The sequence below is a fragment of the Bacillus cereus group sp. Bc010 genome, from assembly GCF_027716745.1.
Taxonomy (GTDB): domain Bacteria; phylum Bacillota; class Bacilli; order Bacillales; family Bacillaceae_G; genus Bacillus_A; species Bacillus_A pacificus.
This window is the reverse complement of the sequence record NZ_JAQFUY010000031.1, coordinates 35,819-51,377: the sequence shown is the minus strand read 5'-3', so window position 1 is coordinate 51,377 and position 15,559 is coordinate 35,819. Positions and strand designations below refer to the sequence as shown.

Sequence of the window (15,559 nt, the reverse complement as noted above, 5' to 3'; positions counted from 1 at the left end):
TGCCGTGAAAGTGGCACGTACCGTGCGGATCGGGGGAAAAGTTGGAGATAACCTCAAAGACTTACCTATCGACAATTTTAGGAAATGATTTAGCGGCGGGATTTTATCCAACACCACTAACAGAAGGGAATCATTTAATACAGTTATTACAAATGGAATCAGAGCGAGCTTATGCTTGCTTTGATCCATGTTGTGGAGAAGGTACAATTTTACGAAGTTTTGCAGATGCGGTGAAACAAGTTGGTATACAACTTGATACATATGGTGTGGAATTAGATGCAAATCGATATAACAAAGCAAAAGAGCAATTAGACGTAGTAATACGCTCTAGCTTTGAAAGTATGATGATTAGTCATGACTATTTTCCACTTATCTTTTTAAACCCACCGTATAATACAGAGCTTCGGACAGAAAAAAAGAAATCAGAGAAAATGGAGTTTAACTTCTTAAAGCGTGCACACCATTATTTACAAGACGGTGGCATTATGGTGTATGTCATTCCATACGATCGTTTTGCTCGAGATGAAATTAGCTACTTTTTAGCTAAGAATTACGAGGAAATCGGGTTAATGCGTTTTGGTGATGAAAATGAAGAATTTGAGCAATTTAAACAATGTGTCTTTATTGGCCGTAAGCGTGCAGCTACGAAAAATGATACATATTTTAACGATCGATTCGCTAATTTTTGTGAGAATATGTCAGAACTAGATTTTGTTAGAGAACATGTAAATACATTAGCGCAAATGGTGAATCGTAAAAGTTGGACTATACCTACATTACGAAATCAAAATAAATTAATTTTCACATCTCGCGTAGATTATAAAGATGCTTATGAAGGTGTAGGTAAATCAGAGGGGATCTTAACATTAAAGAAACGCTTAAATAGAGGAAATGGTTACTCACTTCAAGCTGAGAAAACAGCTGCAGAGAGAGCAAAGATGCCAATTGCTTCTGGACAATTAGGACTATTGCTGATAACGGGTGTGGCAGATGGATTGCTTGGTGAAGGTGATACACTCCATGCTGTTCGTGGTTCTGAAAATGTGTTTTTTGAAACTTCATTCGAGAAACTGGAAACAACAACGAAAGAAGTTGTATTACAAAAACGCCGCGCGAAATTTATCATCGCAACACCAACTGGTGAAGTCAAAGAACTTGTCTAGGAAAGGAAGAGAGATATGTCTGTACTGTTAGGGATAGGAGCACTATACATTGTATGGGAGTTTAGCAATCGTATATTTCGTATTGCTATTGTACTTACAGTTATTTGTTTATGTGCTTCTCAATTAGGTGCAGGTACATCTTTGGAAGTATTAGAGCAATTCTCTGTTTTTCAAGGTGCCAGTGATATGCTCCATGCGGCTGAACAATCATTACCAGAGTGGAAACAGTTTATAGATTTTTAACCAATAAATTGAATGAGTAGGACATGAAACGTATCGAATAAGATGCGTTTTTTATTTTAGGAGGGAAACTTATGTTACAAGAAATAATTCAACAAGATACATTTGACCAGGAACAAACACCAGCGATGTTGCAATTGGAGACAGGCACTGCTTCACATTCAGCTTTCTGCTTTGCTATGGCAGTTAATCATAACAACCAAATGCAATTTGCAGTGTTAGGTGCGAATGACAGTACATTAAAGTCATTCAGAGCAGCCATATCAATGGGTACTAGTCGTTTGTATTTTGGAGAGGGGCAAAAAGAAGAATTACATTATGTATTAGGCAAAAAAATGAATGTAAATTCGAAAGGGCAATTTGAGTTTATAAATACACAAACAGTAAATAGAAAAAAGGCAATTATTGCGTTTTCTAAAGAATTAGAAGAAAAGTATATTGTGGCAATTGATGAAGCACCAGAAATGCAAGTAAGAGATTTCTTAATGGCTCCTCCATATGGTCTCCCAATTTTAGAAGAATGGGCGAAACCAATTTATGAAGAGATGTTAACAAGAAATTTGTTACAACCATTAAATGTGTATTTTGATAGAAATGAATTTACTTCTCTATCTATTGCGCAGGTAGCGTTAAAAGAGGAGGATTGTAAAGAGTTTTTATCAGAAATGATACGTACTGGAAAATGTCAATTCCCGCAAGAGGGTACAGGTGAAAAGATCAATGAAATTAATGATTTAAATGAATATCTATTGGAATATTCGCCTGTCATGCTTGATAAAGTAACAAAATTAGATGAGCCTTTACATCAACCGATGAAAGAACAGGCATTATCTCATTTTGATACATACCAAAGACCATTATTCCCTGTACAGGCACATGTAGCAACAGGTGCAGCAAAAGCATTACAAGTACAAAAAGGGATCATTATACAGGGGGAAATGTCGAGCGGAAAAAGTGCAATTATGACAGCGACAGTAGATGGATATTTCCATTTGACAGGACAAAAAGGATATCGTACCTGCGTATTTGTGCCACCGACTCTAACTGAGAAGTGGGCAAAAGAAGAAATACGACACTTAATACCAGACGCAGATGTACATCTGATTAAACGTACAGAGGATTTAATTCGCATTCATCAATCTTGGATCCAGGCAGGAAGACCAAAACCAGAAAAGCCAACCTTCTTTGTCATTAGTTTTACTACAATGCGAGGGGATTCTATTAAACAGATGCCATTACCTTATAAGCAAATTGCACTTTCCAAGAAATCGGAGGAAGAGGTGCAAAGATATTATAAGAATGGATACTATTGTCCAGATTGTGGTGCTAAGTTACGTAAAAAAACGTCTTCTATTATAGTTCAACAAGCTAATGGTGAACAGAAAGAAGTCTGCCAGTATAAAGATTTTACAGCAAGTGACTTAGATTCGAAAACAAATAAAAATAGTGTATGTGCTGATTGTAATTCAAACATTTGGAGTCCAAAAGTAAAAACGAAATATGCGAGTTTTAAAGATTGGACCAAATATGAAAATAAATTAGTACAAGCAATAAAAGAGGGAAATAAACCGCTGCAAAAACAACTAGAGCTAGAGAATCGTGTGAAGCCATATGATGCGAAACAATCAGGAAGAGCATATCGAAAGGTAGCTACTGTTGAGTATATTCGTAGAAAAATGAAACACTTCTTTGATGCTCTTATCGTTGATGAAGTTCACGAATTAAAGAGTGAAACAGCACAAGGAACTGCTTTAGGAAGTTTAGCAAGGGTTTGTAAGAAAGTCGTAGCTGGAACAGGTACATTATTTGGTGGGCGCGCAAGCGACGTATTCTATACGTTATGGCGTCTGTTCCCTCAAAAAATGGTGAAAAGTGGGTTTGAATATAGTTCTTTAATGGAATGGAATGAAACCTACGGAAATATCGAGAGAACATATTACCATGATGGTGAGGTCACATCTAATATAGCTTCACGTGGAGCACAAGGTAATTTAGATAAAACCAAGGTCGTACCTGGTATTTCACCTTATGTGTTTACCCAATTTTTAATGGATACAACCATTAATGTGCGCTTAAAAGATGTGTGGCCAAATCCTGTGGAGTTAATTAATGTACCTACGATTCTTGTCGATATGTCGGAAGAACAAAAACAGGCTTATGAGCATATGAAAGAATCTTTTGAGAAGGCGATTGAAGGGGCGAAAGGTACACCAGATGTTGGGAAACTATGGCTCTCTTATATTCGTACAGGAAATTCGTATCCAGACAATATGAATCACTACCCAAACTATCACTTAGATAATGCGGAAAGAGAATTAGTTTGGTCCAACGAAGAATTCAGATTTGATGAGGATTGTATACAGCCGAAGGAGAAGAAGCTGCAAGAAATATTGCATACTGAAATCTCTGAAGGCCGTCCAACCATCATTTATGTATCTGATACAGGATCTACAGTGAAAGAACGAGACATTCAGCCTCGTTTACAAAAGGTTGCAGAGCAAGTGCCTGGGGCAAAAGTAGCTATACTTCGTACGAATACAGTTACTCCGCCAAAGCGCAGTGCATGGTTAAAAGAGCAAGTAAATAGCGGTGTGAATGTTATCATCTGTTCACAAGAATTAGTTAAGGTAGGATTGGACTTGCTGGCGACGCCAACATTAATTTTCTACCAATTATCATTCAGCTTATTTACATTAAATCAGGCTGCAAGAAGACATTGGCGCATTGGTCAAACAAAGCAATGCAGAACTTTCTATCTTGGATATCGAGAAACATTCCAAGAACAGATGGCGCAATTAATTGCCCAAAAGAATAAAGCTGCTGAAGCAATGAATGGTGATGCAACAAGTGATGGACTGAATGCAATGCTTGGTGATACAGGAGATCTTCAGACGTTATTAATCCAAAATATTAAAAGCGGGAATCAATTAAAAGGTTCAACAGAAGAGTGGACACAGGCAGCATCGGAAGAATCTAAGCGAGTACTTGCAAATATCGGTAAAGTAATTACACCAGTGTTTGAATCAATTGAGATCCAATTTACAAACTGGGTGAAAACATTACCGAGTACATTTGACGTATCGTATATGGAAGATGCGAAATTTGTGCAAAAAGCCGTTGAATATATCCAAGAAGAAAAAGTTCCTGGCGTTGTAGTAAAGCAACGTAAACTTGAAATTGACGGGAATGTAGAAGATATCATACGTACTTTAACAACATTGAATGCCGATAAGCGTATGCTTGTACAAAAACAAGACATTACACTCTGGGATGAATTGATTGTGGAAGTAGATGGTTCTCAAAAGAAAGGAAAAGGAAAACAAAAAAATAAAGTAATTGAAGGACAATTTGAGTTTGATTTATTTGGTTAAACGAGAGGGGAAAGTCATGTTTACGAAACTTCTTATCGCACTAATTTGCTATATGGTTTATGTAGTTTGCAAAACCAAAAGAAACATGTTGATAGAAGAGAAGAAAAAAGAAAAAGGGCCAGAACCGGTGGAACGACCTGTTTATTGGTGTCCGAGAGAAAATAGACCTATTGGTAGGGAACAAGAACGTGTTACTGTTCCAACGAAAGAGATTACCTTAGAAAAGGATGTAGCCAATATATACGATTTAGTTGCTACATCTATTCGAATAAATGTAGGCGAAGAAGAAAAAGCGTTTGAGCAGGACAAGGAAGTTGCAAAAGAAGTGGAGTATGCTGAAGAATTTCATCATACTCCTGCTTCTGAAGCAGAATATGGAATTCCTTTTCCGAGCGATGAGGATATACCAGAGGAAGTATTTAAATATGAGGAGACGTTTTCGGAACTAAAACAGTTGCCAATCCCACTAGAAACAGAACAGAATCTACCTTTTCCACAAGGAGTATCAGAGGTAGAAGATATGAATCGGGTTGGGTGGACTGCAAAAGTAATAAGACGAGAACAAGGACTGACACGCGTACTGAATATGTCGGATAACAAGCGTTATTGGATTCATACAGAGGGAGAAATCTTACCAGAAAATCAACCGTTGTATTTAGAATTACAAATTGATTCACCGTATTCTTATACATTAGTTGAATGGAGTGATAGACAACTAGGGAATATATAAATTAATTTCCTAGTTGTATTTTTATAGACAGATAGTATGAATGCAGCATTTTTCCACTCATTTGTACAAGGATAAAACATTTTTTTATTTTTGTACAAATGAGTGGGACAGAATGATTCACCATATAAGAATATTCGACTATAATGAGACATTGTACGTCATTGTAATATTAAAATGTTTAAGATTAAGTGATTATAATCTTAAAACAGGAGAACTGAGAACTCTCCGCAATATTACAATGCTTAAAATAGATTAAATCCAAACATGAGGATTATATGAAGTAAAAAATATTTATGAGTTAAAAAAATAACAATTTTGAAAGGTGAATGTAAATGATTATTAATTCCCTAAGTAACAATGTAGTAGAAAAATTAGAACAAACGGTGCGCTATGAAAAGAAACAAGTTCAGGTATTACGTGTAAGTAAAAGTAGCTCAAATGTACATGCTTATATGATTTTTCCGGAATTCTCAGAGGTTAAAATTTCAAATACCGAACTGGATGAATATATAGAAAACCTGTCAACAAGCGTGAAGTATGTCATTGATCGTAAGTTGAGTCAACAAGAAATCGAAAAGCAAAATCATTCTTTCATTATGACGTGTGAAGTTGAGGAAGATGGTGTGATAGATGATGAAACTCTTCATTTTAATACGACTTATGTTAAACCACCAACAATTGCAAATAAAGTATTTAAATTAGTATGTGGATTAGGAAATCGTCTAGATAGCCTAAAAGAGTTACATATCACAGTACTAAATAATAATATTAATCGAATTGAAATTGAATTTTACAATGAAAATGAAACATACATTGCAGTAGAGAAGGAAGAAATTGCGAATGCTATTATGGGAGCATATACGAAAGCAAATATCTATTATGCAGCAGATCTTTATTATGTTGCGGAAGGAAATCAAATCAAATTAAAAAGCGTTAAACCGAAATTAGCGGGTGATGTGTGATGAAACAAGAAAAAGGGATGATTGGAGTCCTATGTACGCTTATTTTAATGATTTTACTACTTATACCCTTACAAGCGGCTCAAGCTTCTGTAAAACCAAGTTTTAATGAAGGAAAAGGGAGCGAACTTTCGTCGTCCTTTCAAAAGGGATTAAACAATCGAGCAAAAGCAACAGAGAAAGATGATTCATTTGGCTCATCAATCATACAAAAGATTGAAGGTATGTATGCACCGGCTTTTAAAGTAGGAGTAAATATCTTTTCTATTTCATTCGTATTAGGCGTTATTGTCATGGTTATGGCATTAATTACAAAGAATGGTCAATGGATGAAGTGGGCGACTGGGAGTATGATTTTCTCATTTATTAGCATGATGTCCATGAGACTAAGTGTGTACTTCTTATTTAGTTCCGATGTATTTTCGTTTATGAACATCTTTACGGATTTTTTAGACCTGTTTAAAGCAACAGCACTTATTTTCACACCATTTATGTTAATTGCAGGTATTCGTTTAAGAAAGATTCATGAAAGTACGAAACAGCCTGAGTATTATCGTTGGTCTAACCGTGTCATAACAGGATCTTGTTTGCTGTGTATGTTAGCCGTACTCGCTCCATGGCTATTTGCTAATATGTAAAGAACCATATATAAAGATGGAAAAGGTACTGAATCTAAATTCAGTACCTTTTATCTACCCATTAGGTTACTTCTTTCATATTCCGCAAATGTTTCCTTAGTTATAGGAGATAATATGCCACTTAGATACACTGCTCTATATAAAAAATATTGTTCATCTTTAGTTTGAATGGTAAGAGTTCCGTGTTCCTCATTATAGGGAATAATTCGATCAATTTTTAGTTGTTTTTTGTCGCAAATGATTTCTTGTATTGTATAGAGATTATGTATTGTCAATCTTTCGATATACAGACAACTACGCTCTAACAGATAGAAAGTGAGTGCCATTTGTAGAATGAACACAACTTGTAGTAGAGCTGGTATGCCTGCAAAACTGACAAGGAAAATGGAAACTAAAATAATATTTAACTCGGAAAACCATTTCTCGTATTGTTTCATAGAAAGAATACTTGTCTTTGTTTGAAAGACTAGGAACCTCGTTATAAGGAACAGAATTGTAAATATCCCTTCATAACTAAGCAAAATATGCCACTCCGAATTAGAAAGTTCCATGGCTAAATATATGATGCTGGTTGAAATAAGAATTGGTACGAGGTGTACCAGGGTAAATACTATTGTATGTTCTAACATTCTTTTCTTATAGATGTGATTAGTCATTGAATCCAAGTTTTCTAACTCCTTCTGCAATTTTCATGATGACACCGCCAATAAGTAGATGGTATTCGCCTATGCCCTTTTCGTTCACATACCAGCACATATAGTGTCTGATGCCTTCTTTTGCTCCGTGATCATGTAAAGGGAAAGGAGAAGCATATTTTTCTGGGCAGTTATTATTAAAAGGAACTTGTTCTGCAAGAGTAAAGCGTTTTTTTGAGTCATTTACAATCCAACAACCAAAATCTATTGTTCCATACCACATTGCATCTTTATGAATCGGATCAATAGAAGGTTGTGCTGGATAATTTTCAGCTAACATTTGCGCTTTTTCTTCACGAAGTCGTTGATGTATATGTGAATTCAATGGATCTTCCGTTCCAATTTCATAGGTTTCTTCAAAGTTCCCACATTCATAAGGGATAAGGGGATTATTTGAATCAGCTGCTAATTGTAGACTGCAAGAATCTGATTTTGAAAGATAATATACGCAGTCTTTGCAGGTGAAAAAGTTAGAAAAAGCTGAATCTGTTTTTGGTTCTGGTTCTGTTTCTGTTACGGTATTATCTACTACAAGTTTTAACATATCTATCACAATCCTTTATAGGCTATTTCAAAATTTAATATAGACGTATCATATCATGCTTATTTTTAAATGTAAATATTTTCCATTTAAAAATACCCTAATTTATTTTGAAAGGAATGTTTGTTTTGAGAAGAAATCGGGAATATATTGCTTTGCGAAATTCTATTTTAATAGGTTGGCTGCTTACAATTATCGTTATAAGTCTATCTATCTATTTTTCATCTATCGTATATTTACTAATTGGATGTTTCATTTTATCGCTAAAATACGGATTAACGGGCACTGTAAAGAATGTGGAAAAGCGTTTGCCTACCTGGGCAAATTTTGGGGTTATTGAAAAACCAGTAAATCGAAGAGTGACAAGACCGTTTCCGTTTAGGGGCGGGCTCCTTCTTTCATTAGCCTTAGGATTTGTAGAGATGGTGATAAAGGGCTTATGTATCTCATATTTTATTTTAGGATTAGAAACGTATATCTATCGTCTAATGCGCAAAAACGTAAGAGTGTGAAAAGGAGGATTTTACAATGAAAGTATTGATATTCGAATTAATTCTCATTGCAATTCTAATTCCATTGAATATTGTTGTGAAAAAACATGTACCAAAATGGAAAGCGAAAGTTGGAGAAAAATTAGTGAAGCGTACATTGAGCAAATTGGATTCAGAAAAGTATTGCGTGTTACATGATGTTACGATTCATACTGAGTATGGTGATACAACGCAAATTGACCATATTGTTATCGCGGAAACCGGTGTATTTGTTATAGAGACGAAAAACTACGAAGGTTGGATCTGTGGAAATGAGAAATCTGCAAGGTGGACACAGAGTATTTTTAGAAAGAAATCTTCTTTTCAAAATCCATTTCGACAAAATTATAAACATATAAAAGCTATTGAATGGGTAATGGAACAACAACTGCCGACCATCTCTATTGCAGCGTTCCATCCAAAATGCAGTCTAAAAAGAGTAAATGTTCAATCTAATGATAAACATGTCCTGTATTATAACGAACTACAAAAATGTATTGAATTATATACTGAAGCGCAACTAACAAATGATGAGGTCCAGCACATCTACCAAACAATATTGCGAGCGAACATTATGGATAAGGATATTGAAAAGAAACATGTGAAATATTTACATAATAAGTTCGCTAAACAATAAGAAATGGGGAAAGAGAGACATGTTATATGTAATAGGGTTCATAGTAATCTCCATAGTATCTATTCGTCTTAACATGAAGTATTATAAGCTAAAAGGAAACCAAAAAGATTTTGAGATGAAAAAGAATGATTAAAAATATATTTTAGAAATAAAGGGTGTATTTTGAGATGTCTGATGGAGTAAATATTATCTGTGATTATATAAATTAAATTGAGTAAGAATATAAAAAGTGTTATAATTAACGTAAGTTAATATATTGATATTACGTTGCAAAAGGACACACCTACGCAGACCACTGCCATAGGTGTGTCCTTTTTTAATGAAATATTAAATAAGGAGGGAGATACGGTGGAAAGATTTAATATTATGCTTAATGGTTGTCTCTTTCTGATCGTGTTTTTGGTTTTAATAATTACAATATATCATTTTACCTTATTTATAGTAAAAAGGAATATGAATAAGATGAAAAAAGAAATTAAAGTTGAAGTAACAAAAGACTCCTATATTTATAATAATAAAGGTGAAGTTATACAGGGTTTAAAAGAAGGTGAGCAATTTGTTGTAAAGTTGAATAATGATACATGGAAGTTCATTTGTGGTGAGATAGTAGTAGCGGAATATAATTACTTTGGAAAAATAAAGATGCATGATGGATTTAAATTAATTTAGGGGAAATTGTTAATTGGTTTTAAATTTGAAATTTGTAGAAAAGGAGCGAATCAAAATGAAAAAAATCAAAAAACGTCAAAATAATTCTCTTGTTCTCGGGAAACCCGGGAAAGGTACAAAGGTCCATTTTTTTGAAGAAAGTAACTTTAAACCGGAGCTTGCACCAAAAGGAGCTAATTTAAAACATATTCAAATTAACGGTAATAATATAGTAGTTATGTCCTATTAAAAATCCGATAATATTCCAATCACCCTGAAAAGGAATAAGTGAGGTGTAACCAATTGATGAATCGTAGTTTGATATATTGGAATGTTGAAGAAATCGATAGAAATATAGTTTTAATTACTTTGAAGAAAAATATTACTGTAACTAAAAAAAGTGTCTTACAACTCTATCAAAGATGCTTAACAATAGGTGAGAGTAGTATACAAATACCTATTACACCACTAAAAGCAAAATTTCACCGGGATTTTTATTCTTTTTATAAAGAGTATGCTCGTAAGAGCGAGGTAGATAACTATATATATTATGAAGAAACAAAGGTTGATTTTAACGAATTAATTATTTTTTTACCTTTCCTCGGTGTTATAGATTGTGATTTTACCAAGGGAGTAATGTTTGGTTACCGAAATGAAAAGGATTTAACGAAACTGCTTAATTTGTTAGATAAATCCTATGCAACTTTTCTTAATGGAAAATTACATAATTAACTTTCGCATAAATCATAATTAATCCAATAGGAGGCAATAGAATGGATGCGCTACAAGAATTAATATCAAAACATAATTGGAATTTACAATGTTGGGAAGATAGATATAGTAGAGGCATATGGGCAGTGGTTGCACCTCATCCGAATCACACATATGAAGTAAGAGAGATTACAGATGGTGAAGGAAAATTGAGTACGGAATTAGGGTTTTATTTCTATAATGAAGGCTCTTGGCTCCCTGTTGCTAATGGAGATAACCTAAAGGATGTATTAATGAAGCTAGATGACAAAATTAAACCGATGATTGATAACACTATATGGAGAAGAAGTGTATATGACACTTTTCAACACTTCCTTGAAGAAAACTATAGTTATTATGAATTGGAAGGTGCTCTTAAAAATAAAGTAAAGGTTTTACTAAAACCAGAGGGACTATAAATAGATGTTAAATTGCGAGGAAAGTGAGGATGAAGAGTTAATGGCAACTGGGAAACATTTTTATAAACATTTAGATAAGGAACAATATTGTAATGTAAATATCGAATTAAATATGGAGCAATTGGCTCAAATGGTTTGTAAAACAAACTATGGACTACATCGTTTTATCTCTGAAGTAATCGATATAAAGAGAACAAGTAAATGGCAAGAAGATAAAGAGTTTGCGGACGGTTTAGAGAGTTTATTGAATAAAGGTTATTTTTAAAGCTAATTGTTATTGTAATTGAGGTTAAATAATATTTTTAAAAATCCATTCGAATGTAGTAGCAAATAATTAAAAGCTTTAAATATAGGAGATGTTTATAGTGGGATTACTTTTTCAATGTGAAGATTGCGGTAAGGAAAACAATATTTCCGATATTAAGGGCACATGTGGAAATTGTGATAATAACAAAATGAAAAATTTTAAAGTTATCATAACTAGTGGAGAGTTAAGAGGAATGAGTGGAATGTATACTCTATCTAAAGCAAAAGAAATATTAGAATCGGCATTGAATAAAGAAAAAATTTTAATAATAGATCCTAAGAGTAATATTAATATGATTTTTATACAGAAATGAGATGATATTTATTGAGTCACGGAACTTTTAAAAGAGTGATTGTATTTATGACAGTTGTTTTTATTATTACTATGGGAATTTCATTTATTCTTAAAATGTTTGGTTGGCTTTAGATTCGAATAAAAATTATTACTTTAATTTAAATATGAGTTGATAACATGGGGACGTTTACAGCATTTCGTGGAAAAGTAATCACTGATGATAGAAAGGTGTGATTTTTAGATGAATTGGAAAGTGAATGCAGGAGCAGTTTTGTTTGGGATCTGCTTGGTATTTGGTTTTGTTTGGTACAGTGAATACCAAGGTAATAAATTGGTGGATCATATGTTGCAGGAACAAAAGGAACACTTAAGTGGCGAAGATAAACAAGGAGTAGTATTAGGGAAAGAGGAAAAGGAAGAAGATCTTGAAATGGATACAACCTTTGATACGTCTTCTATGTTTGTACCGGGTATTAACATGAGTGTACCGATGACAACGACAAGTACAAGCGTTTCTGATGGTGAGAAAAGGTATTATCTAAAAGTAAATGTAGAGGAGAAAGAATATAAAGTGTCAGTTGAGAAAAGCTTGTATGAACATATAAATATTGGAGATAACATCGATGTTGTGGTCGGTGATAATATGATTAGAACAAAATAAGGATATTTTAATTCAATTAAAAAAACAAGAACGATACTTAGTTTGAACAAGGTGAACTTAATAATTACCCTATTGGAGCAATAATATTAATAAGTTTATTATTTGCTAGCAATCTTAGTCTTAATTTCTTTTATTTTATATATATATATAAATACTATGTACGAAACATACAAACATAGATAATGTGCTATAATAGAAATAATCCAATACTAAAAAATCATATTGCAAAAGGACACACCTACGCATAACCATAGCGTAGGTGTGTCCTTTTTTTGTTTAAGGAGGAAAAGTTATGGGGAAAACGCTATTTATTGCAGAAAAATCAAAAGTGGCCAATGAAATTATGAAATCGCCACGATTCCGTCACTCACAAAAGTACATTGGTAGCAAGCCTTATTATGGTTATTATGAAAATGATCATTATATTGTCAGTTGGTGCCGTGGACATTTGCTGGAACTAAAAAATCCGGAAGAGATGGATCCAGAGTATAAAATGTTTAAGTTAGAACATTTACCTTTAATTTATCAGCCAGCTTATAAAGTGATACAAGAAAATGCTGAACAATTACAAATCCTTGTTAAACTACTGCAACGTCCTGATGTTGACCATGCGGTGAACGTATGTGACGCGGACCGAGAGGGAGAGTTAATCTATAGGGAAGTGTACGAATATGCAGGTGTGAATAAAAAGCAATCTCGCGTATTTAAATCCTCTTTTGAAGCTGCAGAACTTGAAGCAGCTCTCAATCGATTAGAAAGCGCATCTAAATACGATGGACTGGCGTATTCTGCTAAAGCAAGGCAGTATCTGGATTATCTATTAGGGATGAATATAACCAGGGGATGTACCACAAAATTAGCACAAAATAAATTCTTATTGTCATCTGGCCGTGTACAAATGTGTTTATTAAATGAGATACGCCAACGCGAATTAGCAATTGAAAACTATAGAGAGCAATCTTATTATCATCTGCAGCTAATAACAGATTTAGGACTTACACCGGTTATGAAAACAGAAGATCAAGTGTTAAACCCATCGCCATTAAGAAGTTTGGGAGAAAATTTGAAAGGGCAATATCTTGTAGTAGAAGAATTTAAAGAGGGAACCAGGAAGAAAAATCCTAAATTGCTATATAACTTAACAGATCTGTATAAAGATGCCCATGCGCAATTGCAAATTAATGCTGAAACTGCAAAAAAACATATTCAGAACTTGTATGAAGAAGGGTTTATTACATATCCTCGTTCATCTTCTAGGCATTTGCCTACAGAGCAAGTAGAGCGTGTAAAAGGTGTTATGCAGGCACTAGCTAAGAGTCAGTATTCTTTACTGGTACAATCCGTAGATATTGAAGCAATTGATGTGAAACATAAAACATTCAACGATGAGCTTGTATCAAGTCATTTTGCTATTATACCTACGACTAAACAATATCAAGAGGAAGGTCGTCCAGAGATTGAAAAACAACTATATAGCCTCGTAGTAAAACGTTTTGTGGGTAATTTCATGCGTCCTGCAGTATACCTGGTAAGAGAAGTATTACTTATTGACGCGATGGGAAATATCTATCAAACAAAAGAAAGTGTACTTCGAGAAAAAGGATTTCTAGAAGTGTTTCAAGAGGAAGTAGAGGAAGAAAGTGTGGAAGTATTTAAAATTCCTATTATGCAGAAAGGACAGGAACTTCAAATCTGCGATTTTGAATTACTAGAATCCAAAACAAAGAAACCTGCTCTACACACAGAAAGCTCCATTCTGACCTTTATGGAAACAGCAGGACGTAAAATAGACGATGAACATTTAAAGGAATTAATGAAGGGGAAAAGAATTGGAACCGTTGCAACCGAAGCAACCTTTATTCCAGCTTTACATGAGAAGAACTATATAGCCATTGAAAAAGGGAAAATTACTACGACTCCAATTGGACGTGCCTTTATTGAACAATTTCCTGTTCAACAAATTAAAGATCCACTATACACAGCTGAAATGGAAGGAATGATACACCGTATTGAAAAGAATGAAATGAGTTATGAAGACTTCATTGCCCAAACAAATACATTTGTACAAAAAATAGCACAAGAGATTATAAGAATACCTGACACGGTTTCGCACAATCTAATAGAGACCTGGAAGCAACAAATAGAAGTATGCCAATGTCCTTGTGGAAATGGAATAATTTTAGATAGAGGGAAATTTTTCGGGTGTAGCAATCATCCAAACTGTAACATTGGATTACCCAAAAGAATAAAAGAAAAAACGATTCCTGCAGCACAAATTAAAAAACTGTTTGAAGAAAATAAAACGGACATTATAAAAGGATTTAAATCTAATGGCAAAGAATTTTCTGCTTATTTAGCATTCGTTAACGGTGAAGTCAGCTTTAATTTGCCTTCAGTTGAAGAATTATCGCTAGGTCAGTGTCCAAAGTGTCAAAAAGGACAAATCCTAAACCGTAAAACGTTTTTTGGGTGCTCAGAATATCAAAACGGATGCGATTTTATGTTGCCGGCTAAAATTAAAGGAAAGAAATTATCCGATAGCCAGATTAAAAAACTAGTGAATAACAATGTAACAGACTTCATTAGTGGTTTTAGTGGAGAAAAAGGAGAATTCACAGCTGCGATTCGATTAAACCCGGACCTTAGTATTTGTTTTGAATTTCCAACTGCAGAGGATCGTACAGTAGGTAAATGCCCATTATGCCAGAGTAGAGTCATAATAGGGAAAACAAACTATCTATGCGAACAGTACAAGAAGGGCTGTGATTTCATTGTTTCAGGAATGATACTTGAAAAAAGAATTACAGCTAGTCAAATCAAGAAATTATTAGAAAAGAATATGACGGATACAATAAAAGGATTCATATCGAAAAAAACAGGAAAATCATTCGATGCGAAATTAACATATGACTCTACACAGAAGAGAGTCACGTTTATATATGAGAAGAAGAAATAATATCGCAAAATCTTAAATTT

Annotated in this window: 18 protein-coding genes; 16 read left to right on the top strand and 2 right to left on the bottom strand. The window is 34.0% G+C overall.

Features of this window, described 5'->3' with window-relative positions; translation table 11 throughout:
* Positions 1-41 precede the first annotated feature (41 nt).
* The 6 genes from PDQ68_RS23515 to PDQ68_RS23490 all read left to right on the top strand — a co-directional run bounded on the left by PDQ68_RS23515 (position 42) and on the right by PDQ68_RS23490 (position 7,101).
* Positions 42-1,163 (top strand): DUF6094 domain-containing protein, encoded by a 1,122-nt coding sequence (locus PDQ68_RS23515; protein ID WP_000406895.1) that lies wholly within the window; start codon positions 42-44, stop codon positions 1,161-1,163.
* Between the two features lie 15 nt (positions 1,164-1,178).
* Positions 1,179-1,406, top strand: coding sequence for a hypothetical protein (locus PDQ68_RS23510; protein ID WP_000114818.1), 228 nt, complete (start codon positions 1,179-1,181; stop codon positions 1,404-1,406).
* A gap of 71 nt (positions 1,407-1,477) precedes the next feature.
* Complete coding sequence (locus PDQ68_RS23505; protein ID WP_000938774.1) at positions 1,478-4,774, top strand: DEAD/DEAH box helicase; 3,297 nt, start codon at positions 1,478-1,480, stop codon at positions 4,772-4,774.
* Between the two features lie 16 nt (positions 4,775-4,790).
* On the top strand, positions 4,791-5,504 hold the full coding sequence (locus PDQ68_RS23500; protein WP_000494457.1) for a hypothetical protein: 714 nt from the start codon (positions 4,791-4,793) through the stop codon (positions 5,502-5,504).
* A 332-nt stretch (positions 5,505-5,836) separates the two neighbouring features.
* Positions 5,837-6,466 carry a hypothetical protein gene (locus PDQ68_RS23495; RefSeq protein WP_000586356.1) on the top strand — a complete coding sequence of 210 codons (630 nt, stop codon included), beginning with the start codon at positions 5,837-5,839 and terminating at the stop codon, positions 6,464-6,466.
* On the top strand, positions 6,466-7,101 hold the full coding sequence (locus PDQ68_RS23490) for a hypothetical protein (protein ID WP_000806908.1): 636 nt from the start codon (positions 6,466-6,468) through the stop codon (positions 7,099-7,101). Before PDQ68_RS23495 ends, PDQ68_RS23490 begins: the two co-directional genes overlap by 1 nt.
* Before the next feature lie 50 nt (positions 7,102-7,151).
* Here PDQ68_RS23490 and PDQ68_RS23485 read toward each other — a convergent pair whose 3' ends face one another.
* Positions 7,152-7,766, bottom strand: coding sequence for a hypothetical protein (locus PDQ68_RS23485; protein ID WP_000377937.1), 615 nt, complete (start codon positions 7,764-7,766; stop codon positions 7,152-7,154).
* Entirely contained in the window at positions 7,750-8,340 is a 591-nt protein-coding gene (locus tag PDQ68_RS23480) for a hypothetical protein (RefSeq protein WP_000916415.1), read from the bottom strand. The genes PDQ68_RS23485 and PDQ68_RS23480 overlap by 17 nt, the downstream gene beginning before the upstream one ends.
* Positions 8,341-8,465: 125 nt before the next feature.
* Between PDQ68_RS23480 and PDQ68_RS23475 the strand changes: the two genes are divergently transcribed.
* From PDQ68_RS23475 to PDQ68_RS23430, 10 genes are all read left to right on the top strand, one after another.
* The gene (locus PDQ68_RS23475; RefSeq protein ID WP_002163370.1) at positions 8,466-8,849 is read left to right on the top strand and encodes a hypothetical protein; all 384 of its coding nucleotides are present in this window, start codon (positions 8,466-8,468) and stop codon (positions 8,847-8,849) included.
* A gap of 16 nt (positions 8,850-8,865) precedes the next feature.
* Positions 8,866-9,504, top strand: coding sequence for a nuclease-related domain-containing protein (locus PDQ68_RS23470; protein WP_000865998.1), 639 nt, complete (start codon positions 8,866-8,868; stop codon positions 9,502-9,504).
* 348 nt (positions 9,505-9,852) lie between these two features.
* Entirely contained in the window at positions 9,853-10,173 is a 321-nt protein-coding gene (locus PDQ68_RS23465) for a hypothetical protein (protein ID WP_000439354.1), read from the top strand.
* A gap of 55 nt (positions 10,174-10,228) precedes the next feature.
* Positions 10,229-10,402 carry a hypothetical protein gene (locus PDQ68_RS23460; protein WP_002163368.1) on the top strand — a complete coding sequence of 58 codons (174 nt, stop codon included), beginning with the start codon at positions 10,229-10,231 and terminating at the stop codon, positions 10,400-10,402.
* A gap of 56 nt (positions 10,403-10,458) precedes the next feature.
* Complete coding sequence (locus tag PDQ68_RS23455; RefSeq protein WP_001082099.1) at positions 10,459-10,884, top strand: hypothetical protein; 426 nt, start codon at positions 10,459-10,461, stop codon at positions 10,882-10,884.
* Between the two features lie 41 nt (positions 10,885-10,925).
* The gene (locus PDQ68_RS23450; RefSeq protein ID WP_000339405.1) at positions 10,926-11,321 is read left to right on the top strand and encodes a hypothetical protein; all 396 of its coding nucleotides are present in this window, start codon (positions 10,926-10,928) and stop codon (positions 11,319-11,321) included.
* Between the two features lie 4 nt (positions 11,322-11,325).
* Positions 11,326-11,586, top strand: coding sequence for a hypothetical protein (locus tag PDQ68_RS23445; RefSeq protein WP_000930819.1), 261 nt, complete (start codon positions 11,326-11,328; stop codon positions 11,584-11,586).
* 91 nt (positions 11,587-11,677) lie between these two features.
* Positions 11,678-11,941, top strand: coding sequence for a hypothetical protein (locus PDQ68_RS23440; RefSeq protein WP_011167263.1), 264 nt, complete (start codon positions 11,678-11,680; stop codon positions 11,939-11,941).
* 222 nt (positions 11,942-12,163) lie between these two features.
* Positions 12,164-12,583 (top strand): hypothetical protein, encoded by a 420-nt coding sequence (locus tag PDQ68_RS23435; protein WP_001104249.1) that lies wholly within the window; start codon positions 12,164-12,166, stop codon positions 12,581-12,583.
* Positions 12,584-12,875: 292 nt separating this feature from the next.
* Complete coding sequence (locus tag PDQ68_RS23430; protein ID WP_000520746.1) at positions 12,876-15,539, top strand: type IA DNA topoisomerase; 2,664 nt, start codon at positions 12,876-12,878, stop codon at positions 15,537-15,539.
* Positions 15,540-15,559 lie beyond the last annotated feature (20 nt).